Annotated in this window: 19 protein-coding genes and 1 pseudogene; 12 read left to right on the forward strand and 8 right to left on the reverse strand. The window is 64.9% G+C overall.

Translation table 11 applies throughout. The features are described 5' to 3' along the window. Positions 1-52 precede the first annotated feature (52 nt). From glyA to F6X39_RS20140, 7 genes are all read left to right on the forward strand, one after another. Positions 53-1,300 (forward strand): serine hydroxymethyltransferase, encoded by a 1,248-nt coding sequence (gene glyA, locus F6X39_RS20110; RefSeq protein WP_090803175.1) that lies wholly within the window; start codon positions 53-55, stop codon positions 1,298-1,300. 3 nt (positions 1,301-1,303) lie between these two features. Beyond that, complete coding sequence (gene nrdR, locus F6X39_RS20115; protein ID WP_008919734.1) at positions 1,304-1,786, forward strand: transcriptional regulator NrdR; 483 nt, start codon at positions 1,304-1,306, stop codon at positions 1,784-1,786. 213 nt (positions 1,787-1,999) lie between these two features. After that, complete coding sequence (locus F6X39_RS20120; RefSeq protein WP_187617851.1) at positions 2,000-2,566, forward strand: GspH/FimT family pseudopilin; 567 nt, start codon at positions 2,000-2,002, stop codon at positions 2,564-2,566. Continuing rightward, positions 2,563-3,012 (forward strand): hypothetical protein, encoded by a 450-nt coding sequence (locus F6X39_RS20125; RefSeq protein WP_187617852.1) that lies wholly within the window; start codon positions 2,563-2,565, stop codon positions 3,010-3,012. Before F6X39_RS20120 ends, F6X39_RS20125 begins: the two co-directional genes overlap by 4 nt. After that, entirely contained in the window at positions 3,009-3,815 is an 807-nt protein-coding gene (locus F6X39_RS20130; protein WP_184067391.1) for a PilW family protein, read from the forward strand. Before F6X39_RS20125 ends, F6X39_RS20130 begins: the two co-directional genes overlap by 4 nt. Positions 3,816-3,943: 128 nt before the next feature. Further along, positions 3,944-4,414: a pilus assembly protein gene (locus tag F6X39_RS20135; RefSeq protein ID WP_187617853.1), complete on the forward strand. Its 471-nt coding sequence runs from the start codon at positions 3,944-3,946 to the stop codon at positions 4,412-4,414. Positions 4,415-4,436: 22 nt separating this feature from the next. Further along, complete coding sequence (locus tag F6X39_RS20140) at positions 4,437-4,868, forward strand: type IV pilin protein (RefSeq protein ID WP_184034346.1); 432 nt, start codon at positions 4,437-4,439, stop codon at positions 4,866-4,868. 79 nt (positions 4,869-4,947) lie between these two features. Here F6X39_RS20140 and F6X39_RS20145 read toward each other — a convergent pair whose 3' ends face one another. From F6X39_RS20145 to F6X39_RS20155, 3 genes are all read right to left on the reverse strand, one after another. After that, positions 4,948-5,463, reverse strand: coding sequence for a DUF3318 domain-containing protein (locus F6X39_RS20145; RefSeq protein ID WP_184034343.1), 516 nt, complete (start codon positions 5,461-5,463; stop codon positions 4,948-4,950). A gap of 57 nt (positions 5,464-5,520) precedes the next feature. Next, entirely contained in the window at positions 5,521-5,910 is a 390-nt protein-coding gene (locus tag F6X39_RS20150) for a phage holin family protein (protein WP_018419515.1), read from the reverse strand. Positions 5,911-6,041: 131 nt separating this feature from the next. After that, on the reverse strand, positions 6,042-6,344 hold the full coding sequence (locus F6X39_RS20155; RefSeq protein WP_026225611.1) for a YqjD family protein: 303 nt from the start codon (positions 6,342-6,344) through the stop codon (positions 6,042-6,044). A gap of 348 nt (positions 6,345-6,692) precedes the next feature. On the opposite strand from F6X39_RS20155, the gene F6X39_RS20160 reads away from it, so the two are divergent. Further along, complete coding sequence (locus F6X39_RS20160; protein ID WP_184055435.1) at positions 6,693-7,331, forward strand: peroxiredoxin; 639 nt, start codon at positions 6,693-6,695, stop codon at positions 7,329-7,331. A 74-nt stretch (positions 7,332-7,405) separates the two neighbouring features. On the opposite strand, the gene F6X39_RS20165 is transcribed toward F6X39_RS20160, so the two are convergent. Then, positions 7,406-8,596 (reverse strand): acyl-CoA dehydrogenase, encoded by a 1,191-nt coding sequence (locus F6X39_RS20165; protein ID WP_187617854.1) that lies wholly within the window; start codon positions 8,594-8,596, stop codon positions 7,406-7,408. A 94-nt stretch (positions 8,597-8,690) separates the two neighbouring features. Here F6X39_RS20165 and F6X39_RS20170 point away from each other — a divergent pair, with 94 nt between their 5' ends. Next, a complete protein-coding gene (locus F6X39_RS20170) occupies positions 8,691-9,476 on the forward strand; it encodes an IclR family transcriptional regulator (protein WP_187617855.1) in 786 nt (261 codons plus the stop codon). Positions 9,477-9,517: 41 nt separating this feature from the next. On the opposite strand, the gene F6X39_RS20175 is transcribed toward F6X39_RS20170, so the two are convergent. Beyond that, positions 9,518-10,351 carry an EAL domain-containing protein gene (locus F6X39_RS20175; RefSeq protein ID WP_090803193.1) on the reverse strand — a complete coding sequence of 278 codons (834 nt, stop codon included), beginning with the start codon at positions 10,349-10,351 and terminating at the stop codon, positions 9,518-9,520. A gap of 267 nt (positions 10,352-10,618) precedes the next feature. On the opposite strand from F6X39_RS20175, the gene F6X39_RS20180 reads away from it, so the two are divergent. From F6X39_RS20180 to fahA, 3 genes are all read left to right on the forward strand, one after another. After that, positions 10,619-10,759 carry a hypothetical protein gene (locus F6X39_RS20180; protein WP_187617877.1) on the forward strand — a complete coding sequence of 47 codons (141 nt, stop codon included), beginning with the start codon at positions 10,619-10,621 and terminating at the stop codon, positions 10,757-10,759. 62 nt (positions 10,760-10,821) lie between these two features. Continuing rightward, on the forward strand, positions 10,822-12,168 hold the full coding sequence (gene hmgA, locus F6X39_RS20185) for a homogentisate 1,2-dioxygenase (protein ID WP_187617856.1): 1,347 nt from the start codon (positions 10,822-10,824) through the stop codon (positions 12,166-12,168). Beyond that, the gene (fahA, locus tag F6X39_RS20190) at positions 12,165-13,463 is read left to right on the forward strand and encodes a fumarylacetoacetase (RefSeq protein ID WP_187617857.1); all 1,299 of its coding nucleotides are present in this window, start codon (positions 12,165-12,167) and stop codon (positions 13,461-13,463) included. Before hmgA ends, fahA begins: the two co-directional genes overlap by 4 nt. A 106-nt stretch (positions 13,464-13,569) precedes the next feature. Here the strand turns inward: fahA and F6X39_RS20195 are convergent, their stop codons facing one another. The 3 genes and pseudogenes from F6X39_RS20195 to F6X39_RS20205 form a co-directional block, all read right to left on the reverse strand. After that, entirely contained in the window at positions 13,570-15,366 is a 1,797-nt protein-coding gene (locus F6X39_RS20195; protein WP_187617858.1) for a PQQ-binding-like beta-propeller repeat protein, read from the reverse strand. Between the two features lie 178 nt (positions 15,367-15,544). Further along, positions 15,545-15,844: pseudogene (locus F6X39_RS37625) on the reverse strand (MFS transporter); the annotation flags it as partial. 171 nt (positions 15,845-16,015) lie between these two features. Beyond that, the gene (locus tag F6X39_RS20205; RefSeq protein ID WP_090805596.1) at positions 16,016-17,173 is read right to left on the reverse strand and encodes an MFS transporter; all 1,158 of its coding nucleotides are present in this window, start codon (positions 17,171-17,173) and stop codon (positions 16,016-16,018) included. Positions 17,174-17,256: the final 83 nt, after the last annotated feature.

Genomic DNA, 17,256 nt, shown 5'->3' on the forward strand with positions numbered 1-17,256 from the left:
GCAGGATTCGGCGCACGATCCGGTCAACCTGAAAACACTCAACGGAACCCGTATGTTTGACAGAGCCCAAAGCACCATCGCCAACGTCGATCCTGAACTCTGGAAGGTCATCGAGCAGGAAAACCGCCGTCAGGAAGAGCACATCGAACTGATCGCGTCGGAAAACTACACGAGCCCGGCCGTGATGGCCGCGCAAGGCTCGCAACTCACGAACAAGTACGCCGAAGGGTATCCGGGCAAGCGCTATTACGGCGGCTGTGAATACGTCGACGTTGCCGAGCAGCTGGCGATCGACCGCGTGAAGCAGCTGTTCGGCGCCGAAGCCGCGAACGTGCAGCCGAACTCGGGCTCGCAGGCGAACCAGGGCGTGTTCTTCGCGATGCTCAAGCCGGGCGACACGATCATGGGCATGAGCCTCGCGCACGGCGGCCACCTCACGCACGGCTCGCCGGTCAACATGTCGGGCAAGTGGTTCAACGTGGTCAGCTACGGCTTGAACGAAGCCGAAGACATCGACTACGACGCCGCCGAGAAGCTCGCGCAAGAACACAAGCCGAAGCTGATCGTAGCGGGCGCGTCCGCGTTCGCGCTGCGCATCGATTTCGAACGCATGTCGAAGATCGCGAAGTCGGTCGGCGCGTACTTCATGGTCGACATGGCGCACTACGCTGGTCTCGTCGCCGCGGGCGTTTATCCGAACCCGGTGCCGCACGCCGATTTCGTCACCACCACCACGCACAAGAGCCTGCGCGGCCCGCGCGGCGGCGTGATCCTGATGAAGGCCGAGTTCGAGAAGCCGATCAACTCGGCGATTTTCCCGGGCATCCAGGGCGGTCCGTTGATGCACGTGATCGCCGCGAAGGCCGTCGCGTTCAAGGAAGCGCTTTCGCCGGAATTCAAGGCGTATCAGCAGCAGGTCGTCGAGAACGCGCGCGTGCTTGCTGAAACGCTGGTCAAGCGCGGTCTGCGCATCGTGTCGGGTCGCACCGAAAGCCACGTGATGCTGGTCGACCTGCGCGCGAAGAAGATCACCGGCAAGGCTGCGGAAGCGGCACTCGGCGCGGCACACATCACGGTCAACAAGAACGCGATCCCGAACGATCCGGAAAAGCCGTTCGTGACCTCGGGTATCCGCCTCGGTTCTCCGGCCATGACCACGCGCGGCTTCGGCGTGAAGGAAGCCGAGCAGGTCGGCAACCTGATCGCCGACGTGCTGGACAACCCGGAAGATGCCGCGACGATCGAGCGCGTGAAGGTTCAGGTCGCCGATCTGACCAAGCGCTTTCCGGTTTACGGCTAAACCATGCATTGCCCCTTCTGCCGCCATGCCGATACGCAAGTCGTCGACTCGCGCGTATCCGAAGACGGCGCGACGATCCGCCGGCGCCGCCGCTGCCCGGCCTGCGACAAGCGTTTCACGACGTATGAGCGGGTCGAGCTGGCGTTGCCGTCGGTCGTCAAGAAGGACGGTACGCGCACGGAATTCGATCGCCGCAAGATCGTCGCGAGCATGCAACTGGCGCTGCGCAAGCGCCCGGTTGCGGTGGACGCGATCGAAGCGGCTGTCGCCCGTATCGAGTATCAGTTGCTCGGCAGCGGCGAGCGCGAGGTGCGTAGCGAGCGCCTCGGCGAACTCGTGATGAACGAGTTGCGCGCGCTCGACACGATCGCTTACGTCCGTTTCGCTTCCGTGTACCGGCGCTTCGAGGACGTCTCCGAATTCGAGGACGTGATCGAGGAATTCCGCCGCGCCTCTTCCCCGCCCAAGCCTTCCCGCAAGCGCTGAGCGCACGCGTGTCGCAGCTGAGCTGCGGTCATTCGCATCCATCGCCTCGCGCATTTCGCGCTTTTTTTCACGCATCGCTTCTCCCGCCTCCGTGATCGATCGTCACGTGCATTGTTGCGCGCGCTAACGTCTGAATGCCACCTGGCCATTCGGACGATGGTCGGCGCGCTCGCAAATCGCTAGATTGGCTGCATCGGTTCGTAACGCTCAGGGATGCAGATGAAATTCAAGGGGATTTACCGGCCATCGCGCGCCGGTTTCACACTCGTCGAAACGCTGGCGGTGATAGCGCTCGTGATGCTGATGGCCGTGATGGCGGTGCCGTCGTTCGCCGCATGGCATATGCGCGATCAGGTCGACGCGCGCTCGAAGGCGCTGCTGTCCACGTTCGCCTACGCGCGCAGCGAGGCGCTGCGGCGCGGTGCGCGCATCACGGTGTGCCGCGTCGATGCAGCGCGCGTCTGTCTCGCGTCGGGCCAAGCCTGCGCCGGCGGCATCGCCGACTGGGCCTGCGGCTGGGCCGTATTCGCCGAACGTGGCGGCAAGCCGTCGTTGTTGCGCGCGCAGCCGGCGCTCGCGGCGGTGAGCATCACCGGCGTGCAGACGGATATGACGTTCACGCCGCCGGCTGGGCAACTGATCGGCGCGTTTCGAAGTTTTGATATCGCACCGCGAAGCCCATCGAAATCGATGCAGGGGAACTCGTGGCGGCGCTGCATCAGTGTCGCGGCAGGAGGTCGCGCGCGGATCTCGGAGGGCGCGTGCGGAGCGACGTCATGAGACAGCCCGCATTCAACACCGGTTTGCGTGTACACGCATCGACATGTAATGGCAGCTCGTTGATCGAGGTGATGCTGGCGGTCGCGTTGGTCGCGGTGAGCGCGCTGGGTTTGATCGCGGTTCAGGTGTGGACCGCACGCGAAGCGCGCGCGATGACGCTGCGCGAGAGCGCCGCGTGGATAGCCGACTCGATTGCCGAAACGACGCGCACGCCTTCCACGGGCGATGTCGCGCTCAATCAATGGCGCACCTGGGCGAGCGTTCTGCTGCCGCACGGCGACGCATCGATTGGCGAGAGCGGCGCGGTCGCGGCGGCGCGCGTGACGTGGGCGTCCGTGCGGGACCGGCCCGCTTTGGGCGATGCGAGCGCCCAGCCGGCGGAGCCTTGCGGCGGCGTCGATGCACCGGCTGGATCGTCGTGTGTCGCGTTGGCGTTCGCGAAATGAAGCGGCCGCATTGCCCACTCGGTCATACGCTCATCGAATTCCTGATCGCGATGGCGCTCGGGTTGCTCGTAATCGCGGGCGCCGTGTCCCTTTACACGGCGCAGCGCAATGCGTTCGTGCAGGCGAGCAACGCGACCCGAATCCGCGAAGCGGGCTTGACCGCGCTAATGCTGATCGGCCAGCAATTGCAGATGGCCGGCTTCGTCCCTGCCAATGTCATTGGCTACAACGCGGCGCCTGCGTTATTCGGCTGCTCGGGCGGTCGTCCGACCGGCGCCGACGACAGCCTCGCTTGCACCACCTTGAGCACCGGCTCGGATGGCGTCGCGATCCGTTACGTCGCAGACGTCGTATCGACATGGCCATCGTCGAGCGGTCAGGTCACCGACTGTGTCGGACAGGCCGTCAAAAGCAGCGACGCGGTCCTTGGCGATGAGGGCGCGCCGGTGGTGAATCGCTACTTCGCCAACGTCAGCGGCTCGACCGGCGAGCCGGAGCTTTACTGCGTGGGCAGCGGCAACGCGGGGTCCGCGCAGCCGCTGATCGAAGGCGTCGAGCGCGTGCGGTTGCGCTACTGGCTGGACGGCGCGGCGGATGCGGTGAATGCGTCGGCCGTGGCGGCGGATCAATGGGCGAACGTCGTTGCGGTCGATGTCTGCGTGCTGGTGCGCGGCGCGCCGCAAGGACAGCGTTCGAAGTACATCGACTGCGATGGCGTGAGTACACTCGGTACCGACCTGCGGCCTCGACAGGTGTTTTCCCGCCGCGTTGCGCTGCGGAATCGCGCGGAGGTGTCGTCGTGATGGATCGCGGCACAGCAACGCAACGCGGCCGTGCGTACGACATATGCGGCGGGCCAGGCGGAACAGCGAAACACTTAGGTAGGCGAAATTGTCAGGGCGGTGCCCGACGGGCACATCAACGCGGCGTCGTGCTAGCCATCGTGCTGTTGATCTCGGCCATGATGCTCGCCACGTCCGCGATATGGTTCGAAACATCGCTAGCGGCCGCTCGCGCGGCGACCAATGTGCGCGACTATCTGCAGGCTTTCCACGCGGCGGATTCGGCGCTGAGCTGGTGCGAGCGCAACGTGCTATCGGCAAGTGGCGACGCGCGCGATGCACCGCTCACATCCGGCGAGCCGACTCAATGGAGGCTTGAAACCGCGTTCGACGCAGGCGCCATCACGCCTGTGGCGCAATGGCCGGGATCATCGCGCGCGCCGCAATGCCTGATCGAGCCTTGGCGTCTCGCGAGTCGACCCAACGCCAGCGCTTATCTGCTGACCGCACGCGGCTTCGGGCGGAGCAGCGAGTCGCAGATCTGGTTGCAGATGGAGGTCGTGACAGAAGATGGCGCGATCGAACGTCATTGGCGGCGCGTTGCAGCAAGACCATTCTGAGGAACGCACCGACTGGACACGTATGAAAAGGCCGAACACATCCGCATTCACGCTGCTCGAACTCGTGATCGCGCTCGCGATTGCCGCCACGCTCGCCGCGTTTGCGATCCCTTCGTATCGCAGCCACATTGCGCGCACGCATCGCATCGATGCGGCGTCGGCGTTATATCGGGCTGCGCAATTCGTCGAGGCCGCGGCGAGCGATGGCGTGCCGGCCTTGCCAGCGGGTATCGATCAGGCGCCGCAGTTCGGCGCCCCGGTGTATCGAGTGCGCGTGCTGCCCGCGGACGACACGAACGGCGGCTATTCGATCGAAGCGGCGCCCGCGGAAGCGGGCCCGATGCGCGACGATCCGTGCGGCACGTTCACGCTAGATGCGACGGGTCAGCGAGGCAATAGAAACGATGCAAGCGGCGCGACGCCCACGAGCAGCGAATGCTGGAATACCAGTTAGCGGGTGAGTGAAGTCCGACACACGCAACCTTGCGAGCGGGAGGTCCGATTGATTGCTGCCACTCGCAGCGGCCACGACCTCAATAGCCGCTTCGCAACGAATCGTCCTGTGCAGCCGGCGACTGCGCCGTAGCGGAAGCCGCCGCGGCCGCCCGCGCCGCCGCCGACTCGTTCTTCATCTGTTGCCAGATCCGGAACGCTTCCCACGCGCCGAGCGCAAGGCTGCCCCACTTGAGCACGGGCTTCGCGCTCGCGACGACCCTCGCGCGCAGCGGTTTGGCGAGCAACAGCGAAGCGATCGAGCTGATGAACGGGTACTGCTTGAGCAACGCGCCGATCGTGCCCGCGTTGAGCACGCTCGCCTTTGGCCCTTTACCGACGCGCACGCCGCCAAAGCCGGGGATCACGAACCTGAGCCAGCTGAAATGCGCGACGGCCTGGCGCAGTTCGAAGGTGGCCTGTGCAAGCTCGACGCGCTCGACGTCCGCGCGCACGAGCAGCAATTCCTTGCGCAGCGCCCGCAGATGCGGCGCGCTCAGATCCTTCGACGGATGGCGCTTGTTACGAAAGGCGGTATCAGGACGGGAAGGGCTCATGGCGTGTCGGCGGCAGTGAGGGTGAGGCGATGGATCGGATGCAGACGAACTTTCCCATCAGTCGCGGCTGCGAAACGCTTCGCGATCCTTTTCAAACTCCGCGATGGTCGCTTCGAATACCATCGGCGCGTTGCGCAAACCGCTGCGCGCCTTCAGCGCACAGGCGAGCCCGGCAATCGCGTAGACCGCGGTGATGCCGGCAAGCGCCTGCCATCGGTAGGTGTCCCAGAAGGCAATGGCGACGAGTGCGGTCAACGCGATCAAGGCCATCGTGGCGAGCATCATCGCGGCAAGACCGAGAAACAGCACGCCGAGCAGGCGGTCTTTTTCCTCGGCGAGTTCGATGCCTACCAGTTCGAGCCGCGTCTGCAGGATCGCAAACACGGAACTGAGAATACGGCGCAACGGGCTGCGTTCTGCGCGCTGCGAGTGTGTTTCGGTCGTCATGGCTGTGGGCGCTGCGCGTGAGGGCCTGGCCGGCGCGCGCGCGCCAGCAGAAGGGGACCGGCGAGGCTCGAGCCGGTCCGCCCGTGTCGCCGGTGCGCCGGACATGCCTGCTCCGGCGGCCTCACCGGCCTTTACTTGCGATTGATCAGCAGACCGACCACCACGCCGATGCCCGCGGCGATGCCGATCGACGCCCACGGATGCTCATGCACGTAGTCGTCGGTGGCGCGGGCGGCCTTCTTGCCTTTTTCGACGACCACGACCTGAACGTCGGCTGCCTTTTCTTTCGCCTGCTTCAGGCGCGTCAGCGCGGTTTCGCGCAGTTCCGACGCGCGTTCGCCGGTAGCGCTCGCGGCCTGTTTCAGCAGGTCTTCAGCGTCCGCGAGGACGGTTTTGATATCCGACATCAATCTCTCCTTGTTGACTTCCGACATTGACAGCTCCCTTTGTCTCACGCTACGCGTAAATCGTAACCAAAGAAACGGTCGCTGGCGAGCATAGTGCCGGTTGCATGCCGCCGCTGCACGATTCGTTCCCGCCAGCGCGTGGCGTCAAGACACCCGTTTGAGGGCACTCTGCTCCAGACCGGTATCTGGATTGAGTTGATCTGTCCCGCAAAGTTTCCGTCAAACGGGAGAAAATTACAAAAACACATAAAGTACTGACGCGATGTTGGTTCGCCATGTACCACCGCGGCCTTATGCTTTATCGTGACTGGCCGCCGCGGGCACACGCCCGCGACCTTATCCGGATACCTTCCGAAGACCTACAGGAGATGCACTATGAGTCTACGTCTTGGCGACATTGCGCCGGATTTCGAACAGGAGTCGAGCATTGGCCGCATCAGGTTTCACGAGTGGCTCGGCAATAGCTGGGGCGTGCTGTTCTCGCATCCGGCCGACTTCACGCCGGTCTGCACGACCGAGCTGGGCCTGACCGCGAAGCTCGCGGGCGAGTTCGAAAAGCGCAACGTGAAGACGATCGCGTTGTCGGTCGACAGCGCGGAGTCGCACAAGGAGTGGATCAAGGACATCAACGAGACGCAGGCCGCCAACGTCGGTTTTCCGATTCTCGCGGACGGCGATCGCAAGGTCTCCGGGCTGTACGACATGATTCACCCGAACGCGAACGAAACGTTCACGGTGCGCTCGCTGTTCGTCATCGATCCGAACCGGAAGGTGCGTCTGATCATCACGTACCCGGCGAGCACCGGCCGCAACTTCGACGAAGTGCTGCGCGTGATCGATTCGCTGCAACTGACCGACAGTCACTCGGTCGCGACGCCGGGCAACTGGAAGCAGGGCGATGACGTCGTGATCGTGCCGTCGCTGAAGGACGAGGAAGTCATCAAGCAGAAATTCCCGAAGGGCTACAAGGCGTTGCGTCCGTACCTGCGCCTGACGCCGCAGCCGAACCGGTAAGCGGCGCGGCATGAACCAAAAAGCCGGTTCGAAGGAACCGGCTTTTTTGCATTATCGATACACCAGCATCGGAATCAGAAGAACGCCTGAATACCGGTCTGCGCACGGCCGAGGATCAGTGCATGAACGTCGTGGGTGCCTTCGTAGGTGTTGACGACCTCGAGGTTCACCAGATGACGCGCGACGCCGAACTCGTCCGAAATGCCGTTGCCGCCGAGCATGTCGCGCGCGAGGCGGGCGATGTCGAGCGCTTTGCCGCACGAATTGCGCTTCATGATCGAGGTGATTTCGACCGCGGCCGTGCCTTCGTCCTTCATGCGGCCGAGGCGCAGTACGCCTTGCAGCCCGAGCGTGATCTCGGTCTGCATGTCGGCGAGCTTCTTCTGGATCAGTTGGTTCGCGGCGAGCGGCCGGCCAAATTGCTTGCGATCGAGCACATACTGACGCGCGATGTGCCAGCACGCTTCGGCCGCGCCGAGCGCGCCCCAGGCGATGCCGTAGCGCGCCGAGTTCAGACACGTGAACGGACCGCGCAGGCCGCTGACACCCGGCATGATGTTCTCTTCCGGCACGAACGCTTCGTCGAGCACGATTTCGCCGGTGATCGACGCGCGCAGACCCACCTTGCCGTGGATCGCCGGTGCCGACAGACCCTTCCAGCCCTTCTCGAGAATGAAGCCGCGGATGTTGTCCTTGCCGTCTTCCTCGAGCTTCGCCCATACGACGAAGACGTCGGCGATCGGCGAATTGGTGATCCACATCTTCGAGCCCGACAACGAGTAGCCGCCTTCGACCTTCTTCGCGCGCGTGACCATGCTGCCCGGATCGGAGCCGTGGTTCGGCTCGGTCAGGCCGAAGCAGCCGATCCACTCGCCGCGCGCGAGCTTCGGCAGATATTTTTCCTTCTGCGCGTCCGAGCCGAATTCGTAGATCGGCACCATCACCAGTGACGACTGCACCGACATCATCGAGCGATAGCCGGAGTCGACGCGTTCCACTTCACGCGCGATCAGCCCGTACGCGACATAGTTCAGACCGGGGCCGCCGTACTGTTCGGGAATGGTCGGACCGAGCAGGCCAAGCTCGCCCATTTCGCGAAAGATCCCGATATCGGTCTTTTCGTGGCGGAACGCCTCCAGCACGCGCGGCAGCAGCTTGTCCTGCGAGTAAGCCGCAGCGGCATCGCGCACCATACGTTCGTCTTCGGTGAGCTGCTGATCCAGCAGCAACGGGTCTTCCCAGTGAAACTGCGCGGCTACGGCCATGACGTATCTCCTGATTTCTCGCTCAGAACCAGCTTGACTAGAGTTCCGCTTTGCGAAACAATGTTTTGCAAATGACGCCCGAGTGTATCACCCTATGACGCCGCCATCCACTTTCTCCGCTCCGCTCGACGAACGCAAATTCGTCGTCGCCCTTGCTCGCGGGCTGGACCTGTTGCGCGCGTTCCGGCCAGGCGAGACGATGCTCGGCAATCGAGATTTCGTCGAACGCACGGGTCTGCCGAAGGCGACCGTGAACCGGCTCGCCTACACGCTGACCGTGCTCGGCTATCTGCGGCTGGACGAGAGACACGGCAAATATGCGCTCGACGCGGGCGTGCTGTCGCTCGGTTTCGCGCTGCTGTCGAGCACCGACATGCTCGAACTGGCACGCCCGCACCTGCGCAGCCTGGCGCGCGAGGTCGGCGCGGCGGTCTCGCTCGGGTGCCGGGACGGGCTCGACATGGTGTATCTGGAGACGATTCGCAGCGAAACCGCATTGACGCTCGGCCTGGCATCCGGCTCGAAACTGTCGATGCTGACGAGCTCGATGGGCCGCGCCTATCTCGCCGTGCAGCCGCCCGACGCGCGTACCGCGTTACTCGCGGAACTGAAAAAAGCGGCTGGCAGAGTGGGGGCGATGCTCGTCGCCGAAGCCGAACAGGAGATCGCCGCGTTCGCGACCGAGCGATGCTGCTACTCGTTTCGTGCGTGGCATGACGACGTGAACGCAGTCGCGGTGCCGTTTCGCGAGCCGCGCGAAAACCGCTGGCTCGTGCTCAGCTGCAGCGGGCCGGCGTCGTCGATGGGGGAGGAAGTGTTTCGCGAGAATGTCGCGCCGCGCCTGAAGGCGCTCGCGGCGCGGCTGGGGGAGCCGGGTTGAGGGAATGTCGGGGCGCCCCGGCTAACCGGGCCCACACCGTGTCACGCCGCCCGGTCGTGATAATGCGCGTTGAATAATGGCCCTTGCACGAACCGCACGTCGTACTGCTGTAGCGCGGAGAATTGCGCCTCATCCATCACGCGATTGAAAATCAGCGGCACCCGCAGCCGGCCCGCGTAGCCGACGAGCGGCTTTACGGTCGCGTCGCGCAATGCGGCCGCCGCGTCCATCTTGATGAAGTCGAGCCGCGCGGTTTCGGATACCGACAGGATCTGCCCCGCGTTCGACAGATTGCCCGCCACCTTGAACCCGTAGTGCTGATAGCTGCGCGTCAGATAGCCCAGGAACGTCTTGTGTGCGACCGCCGCCGCCGGCAACTCGATCACGATGCGCGTCGGACTCAAATTGAACGAGGTCAGCACGCTCGAAAAATGCCGGCCGTGGTCGTACTTCACGCTCTTCAACAGCCTCTCGTGCACCCGCAGAAACAGCAACCCATGCCGCTGCGGGCCGAAGAAGTTGATTGCGTGCAGCGCGCGCGACATGCGGTCTAGCGCGACCAGCTGCTGATCGTCGGCGATGTTGTCGAACGGATCGAACACCTCGAATGGCGGCGCGTCGAGCCGGTGCGTGACCGCCTGAAAGCCGAGTTCATCACCGAAGCGGTCGACCCCTTCCGCGCCGCATGACAGCGACTGCGCAAGCCCGTGCACGCTGATGTCGAAGATCGGCTCGTAGGCACTCGTGAGCTCGATGCCATCGAAATGTGCGAGCGCGATGCCGGCGCGCCCGCCTTGTCCCATTGCCAGATGCTCGCCGAGAAACGGGTGATGAGCGGCGCGGGCGATCAGATCGGGGATGGTCGGCGAAATCATGAAGGCAAATGAAAGGCGACGATGAACGCGCACCGGGCGCGTGGCAGCGCGACGCGATGGCCGCATTCATTGATGGTAGCAGTACGCGCCCTGCGCAGATTAACAAAATGCTCATATCGTTATTGGCCTCACGCTTATCGGCTGGGGCTGAGCGCGGAATGACGAGGTTCGCGGGCGTGTTTCCAAGGGTATACGTTAGTTTCACTATTCGTAATTAGTTTTACTATTCGTAAAAGGCGATTTTAGCCAGCCTGAGGGGACGACTCAATGCTGATCGCGTTGAACTGGTCGAATGCCGCGCTGTTTCATGCGGCGGCGCTGCCGGTGCTGTGCTCGGCGCTGCTGGTGGTCGTGCTCGCCGGTGCGACGCGGCAACCCAACCGCGCGGCCGAAGCGGAGCCGGCCTGAGCCTGACTGCAAAGATCACCTATCAACCGGGAAAGAATCGGGCAACTCGCGGAGAACCTTGTATGGATACCTCAACACGTACGCCGGCCGACGAACGCCTGCGTCCTGAAATCGAGCCCGGCTATCAGTCGGGTTTCGCGAATGAATTCGCGACCGAGGCATTGCCGGGCGCGCTGCCGACCGGCCGCAATTCGCCGCAACGCGCGGCCTATGGTTTGTATGCCGAACAGATTTCGGGCACGGCGTTTACAGCGCCACGCGGTCACAACCGTCGCTCGTGGCTGTACCGGATTCGTCCGGCAGCCATGCACAAGCCGTTCACGTCGATGCCGTCGGAGCGGCTCGTCGCGAACTTCGCCGAGGTGCCGCCGACGCCGCCGAACCAGCTGCGCTGGGACCCCCTGCCGATGCCCAGCGAACCGACCGATTTCATCGACGGCTGGGTCACGATGGCGGGCAACGGCTCGGCCGAAGCGATGAGCGGTTGCGCGATCCATCTGTACGCGGCGAACCGCTCGATGCACGATCGCTTCTTCTACAGCGCCGACGGCGAACTGCTGATCGTGCCGCAACAGGGGCGCCTGCATATCGCGACCGAAATGGGCCGAGTCGATGTCGAGCCGTTCGAGATCGCGGTGATTCCGCGCGGCGTGCGCTTCGCGGTCAGCCTGCCGGACGGCAGCGCGCGCGGGTATATCTGCGAGAACTTCGGCGCGCTGCTGCGTCTGCCGGAACTGGGGCCGATCGGCTCCAACGGTCTCGCGAATCCGCGCGATTTCCTGACGCCGCACGCCGCATACGAAGACCGCGAAGGCGCATTCGAACTCGTCGCGAAGATGAACGGCAAGCTGTGGCGCGCGGACATCGGCCATTCGCCGCTCGACGTGGTCGCATGGCACGGCAACTATGCGCCGTACAAATACGACCTGCGCCGCTTCAACACGATCGGCTCGATCAGCTTCGACCATCCGGATCCGTCGATCTTCCTCGTGCTGCAATCGCAAAGCGACACGCCGGGCGTCGATACGATCGACTTCGTGATCTTCCCGCCGCGCTGGCTCGCCGCCGAAGATACGTTCCGGCCGCCCTGGTTCCATCGCAACGTCGCGAGCGAGTTCATGGGCCTCGTGCATGGCGTCTACGACGCGAAGGCCGAGGGCTTCGTGCCCGGCGGCGCGAGCCTGCACAACTGCATGACGGGCCACGGCCCGGACGCGGACACGTTCGAGAAGGCGTCGCATCTCGATACCTCGGTGCCGAAGAAGGTCGACGACACGATGGCCTTCATGTTCGAGACCCGCACGCTGATCAAGCCGACGCGCTTCGCGCTCGAAACCGCGCAACTGCAGGCGCATTACTACGAGTGCTGGCAAGGCCTCAAGAAACACTTCAATCCGGAGCAACGATGAACGCGGTGAACGATCTCCAGGCGACGCTCGATGCGTCGCGCAAGAGCTGGATCGAGTCGGCCAACGACCCGGCTGGCGACTTCCCGATCCAGAACCTGCCGTTCGGCATTTTCAGCGACCGTGGCAACGACGCGCGTCGCGTGGGCGTCGCGATCGGCGATCAGATCGTCGATCTCGCCGGATTGCAGGCCGCGGGTCTGCTGAACGTGGCGGCGCACAACGTGTTCGCGCGCGATGCGCTGAACGATTTCATCGCACTTGGCCGCGACGTGTGGCGCAGCGTGCGTATCCAACTGAGCCAACTGCTCGCACGCGACACCGCGACGCTGCGCGACGATGCCGCGTTGCGCGCGAAGGTGCTCGTGCGCGCGGCCGATGCGCGTCTGCATCTGCCGGTGCAGATTCCGGGCTACACGGATTTCTATTCATCGAAGGAACACGCGACCAATGTCGGCGCGATGTTCCGCGATCCGAAGAATGCGCTGCTGCCGAACTGGTCGGAGATGCCGATCGGCTACAACGGACGGGCATCGTCGGTGGTCGTGAGCGGGACGCCGGTGCGTCGTCCGAATGGTCAGCTGAAGTTGCCCGACCAGGAGCGTCCGGTGTTCGGCGCGAGCCGCAAGCTCGATATCGAACTGGAGACGGGTTTCATCATCGGCGGCGGCAATGCGCTGGGCGAGCCGATCGCGTGCGAGGATGCGGAGGCGCACATTTTCGGCATGGTGCTGCTGAACGACTGGAGCGCGCGCGACATCCAGCAATGGGAATACGTGCCGCTCGGCCCATTCAATGCGAAGACCTTCGCGACGACGATCTCACCGTGGGTCGTCACGCTCGATGCGCTCGAACCCTTCCGCGTCGCGCAGCCGGTGCAGGAGCCAGAGCCGCTCGCCTATCTGCGGCATCGAGGAAAGCATGCGTTCGACATTCACCTCGAAGTGACATTGCGCGCGCAACCCGCGCGGCAAGCGAGCACGATCGCGCGGACCAACTTCAAATACATGTACTGGACGATGGCGCAGCAGCTCGCGCATCACACGGTGGCGGGCTGCAATACGCGGGTGGGCGACCTGATGGGCTCGGGGACGATCAGCGGGCCGACCGAGGATTCGTACGGCAGCCTGCTGGAGCTGACGTGGAACGGCAAGAAGCCGCTGGCGTTGAAGGAGGGCGGCACGCGCACGTTCATCGAGGACGGCGATGAGTTGACGCTCGTCGGCTGGTGCCAGGGCGACGGGTATCGCGTGGGGTTCGGCGCGTGTGCCGCAGAGATTCTGCCGGCGCGAGGGTGAGCGTGCGGCAGTCACGATGAGCGAGGGCAGGCGCGGTATGCCGGCCCTCGTCGTTTGTGCGAGACCTTGGGCGTACGGGTCGAAATGAATCGGCGCGTCGTCCGCTTCACCCACCCAGCAACCCGAATACGGCCACCCCATTCGTCGTGCCGACATACACCTTGCCGTTTGCGATCAATGGTGTGATGAACTTGTTGCCCGTGCCGAACTGATCGCGCGTGCCCATCTGGTTGCTGTTGTACAGCTCGTTGAGCGTGCTCGGGTCGAACGCATGCAAGGCCGCGACGGTGCCGTTTTCGGCGGCCCACACGATGCCGTTCGTGGTGCCGTTCGCCGAGATGCTCGGCGTCGTCCCGGGATAGGCGAACGTCATCGCGCTTTGCGCGGTCGGTGTGATCGACAGCTTCGCGTTGGTCACGGTGAACGCCTTCAGATGATCGCCGACCGAGCCGAAATACACGCGCCCGTTGAAATAGGCGGGCATGCCGAACTCGCCGCCGGCCAACTGCGCGGGAATCTCCTGATAGATGTTGTCGGCCGCCGGGTTGAACTTGCCCATCGAGTCGCGATTCAGCACGTAGATGGTGCTGTCCTTGCCCGCGCCGAGCGTCAGATGCTGTAGGGTGCCACTCGCGTCGGTCAGGTCCGGCAGCACCAGTGCGCCGCCGGAGCCGAGGTCGATGTCGTCGTTGGCCTCCTGCACGACGTTCGTCATCGCGAAGTAGTCCGTCACCGACAGGCCTCCCGCCGTGCCGAGCTTCAGGAACGTATTGCCGAAATCCTTGTTGGCGGGGAAGCCGCTCGACGTCATCGTCGTATCGAACGTGCCGTTGGCATCGAGCAGATAGATCGACGAGCCGTCCGACGCCGGTCCCGCGCCGCTCATCCAGATCGCGCCGCCGATGCCGTTAGGCGCCAGGTTGAGCACGGTGGTCTGCTGCAACGTGTCGGCGCCGTAGCCCATGATCCAGCCCGTATAGCCGCCGTGGTCGCAGTGCGAGGTCCATGACGTGTAGACCGTATTGCCGAGCAACAGCAGCCCCGCGCGCTCCGCGTACAACGACGTGGTGAACGGCAAGACGCCGTTCGTATTACCCGCGCCGCTGCCCGGGTAAGAGGCGGCGACTTCGGTGGGACCGTTCAGCAGCTCGGCGCCGGTCGCGAGGTCGAGCGCGTGAATGCGATGATGGTAGCCGCCGGCCGCGTCCTTCGACATCGCGACCATGTAGATCGTGCCGTGCGTGCCGCGCGAACGGTCGATCACCGGTGTCGAGGTGATGCCGATGGTGTTCACGATCTGGGTGCAGCCGAGGTCGTCGCTCGGGGTTTCGCCGGTGCCGAGTGTGCGCACCTGCCACAGGGTCGCGCCGGTGTCGGCATCGAATGCGTACATGCTGTCGTTCTCGGTCGCGACGTACAGCACGTTGTGCGTGCCGCCCGCGATCGCCAGCGCAGCGACGTATAGCGGCTGCGCGTCGACCTTGCCGTCGACGCTAAAGAAGCCGACCTTGCCGAACGTCGAAGCCGCCACGTTGGCGGGCGTCAGCGTGGTTTCGCCGAGGTTCTGGCCGGTGCGCGCGATGTCGTCGTGATAGGTGAGCACGTCGTGCACGGCTGCCGCCGATGTGCCGCCCATCGGGGTGCCCGAGCCGCTGCCCGAGCCGCCGGTGCTACCGGTGGTGGTGCCGCCGCTCGTGGTGCCACCGCTGGTGGTGCTGCCGCCGCTCGCTGCGGCCGGGGCCGATGCGCCGGACGCGCCGCTGCCGCCGACGCCTACGCTCGCGCCCGTCGGGGCACTGCTGTCTCCGCCTCCGCCGCCTCCACAGTTCGCCGCGACGATCGCGGCTACCGCGATCGCCGTGCCCAACAGGCTGGCACGGAGCAACAGGCGCATCGAGACCATGGCGGACTCCCCCGTTGCTTGCGGCGGCGCCACGAAATATGGGCCGTTCGTCGAGTGTCCGCGCAACGTGGGGTGAGATTATCACCCTGCGTATAGATCGTAAAAGCCAGCAATTAGCGTCTATTCGTCAACTCGGCGCCCGCAGCGCGATCCGCCGACGCTCCCGCCGCGCCGCCGCCAGAAACGCGAGCGCCGGGCACACCAGCACGCCGACCACGGCATCATGGCCGACCGTTTTCATCAACACGCCGACGATCACCTGGCGGCCACCGAAGCGCCCCGCGATCCAGCCGGCGAGCGGCACCACGGCGAGACCGCCGCCCGCCTGCGCGGCGGTCAACAGACCGACCAGGTCGGTGCCGTAACCGGCTTGAGCGAGCGCGAGAGCGGTGAGGGGAAGTGTGGCGCCGCTGCCGAGTCCGACGACAGCGACGCTCAGGATCAGCGCGAGGAAATCGCGGGTGAAGATGACTTTCATCGGCGGGGATGCTACTACGCGTGTGGGTCGCGCGCGTCTTTGCCGCGTCGCGGCCGTATGGTCAGGCCGCGCAGACGGATTTGCGTGAGGCGCTTGTCGTCATCGACGCCGATCGCGAGCGCTGACGCAATACTGTACCGGTGAGACACGGACGACTTCGAGCCGGCCAGCTCACCCCGCCACCGCCACCCGCCGCTCGATCGACACCGACCACAACGTCAACAACAGCGCGCCGAGCGCGGTCGCGACGCCGACCCACGGCAGCGTCGTCAGCGGCGCGCCGGCGCCGATCGCCATGCCGCCGAGCCATGCGCCGGTCGCGTTGCCGAGGTTGAACGCCCCCTGATTCAGCGTCGACGCCAGATTCGGCGCGTGGCTCGCCCGATCGACGATCAGCATCTGCAGCGGCGGCACGATCGCGAATGCGAGCACCCCCCACACGAACACGGTCAGCATCGCCGGAGTGCGCGCGTGCATCGTGCCCGCGAACACGCACAGGATCACGACGATCGCCATCAGGAACGCGACCAGCGAGGGCATCAGCCGCCAGTCCGCGAGCTTGCCGCCGAGCGTGCTGCCGACCGTCAGGCCGAGGCCGAACAAGAGCAGCACCAGGGTGACCGCGTGCGGCGTGAAGCCGGTCACGTCTTCGAGAATCGGCGTGATGTAGGTGAAGGTCGAAAACAGGCTTGCCGACGCGAACACGCTGATACCGAGCACCATCAGCACCTGCGGGTTCTTCAGCACGCTGAATTCGCGCACGAGGCTCGCCTTGTGCATCTCGATCTTCGCGGGCAGGCACACCGCGAGCGCGGCCGCCGCCAGCACGCCGATGCCGGTCACGGCCCAGAAAGTAGCGCGCCAGCCGACCGCCTGGCCGAGCGCGGTGCCGAGCGGCACGCCGAGCACGTTGGCGAGCGTGAGGCCGGTGAACATCAGCGCGATTGCCTGCGCGCGGCGATTCGGCGCGACGAGCCCGGCCGCGACCACCGAGCCGATGCCGAAAAACGCGCCGTGGCAGAACGCGGTGACGATGCGCGCGGCCATCAGCACCGCGTAGCCGGGCGCGATCGCGCACAGCAGATTGCCGACGATGAACACGCCGATCAGGCTCATCAGGGCCTTTTTGCGCGGCATGTTGGCAACCGCGATCGCGACGATCGGCGCGCCGATCGTGACGCCGAGCGCATACGCGGACACCAGCATGCCAGCCGCCGGAATCGACACGGACAGATCGCGCGCGACATCGGGCAACAGGCCCATGATGACGAACTCGGTGGTACCGATTCCAAACGCGGCAACGGCAAGGGCAAGCAGAGGCAATGGCATGGCGATGATGGGGTGTGACGCGTGAAGCGGCGCGAACAACGGGCGCCGGGCGGGCGATTCCGAAGGCGGAAACGCTGTCGCCG

This window comes from Paraburkholderia sp. UCT2 (assembly GCF_014397665.1).
Lineage (GTDB): Bacteria > Pseudomonadota > Gammaproteobacteria > Burkholderiales > Burkholderiaceae > Paraburkholderia > Paraburkholderia tuberum.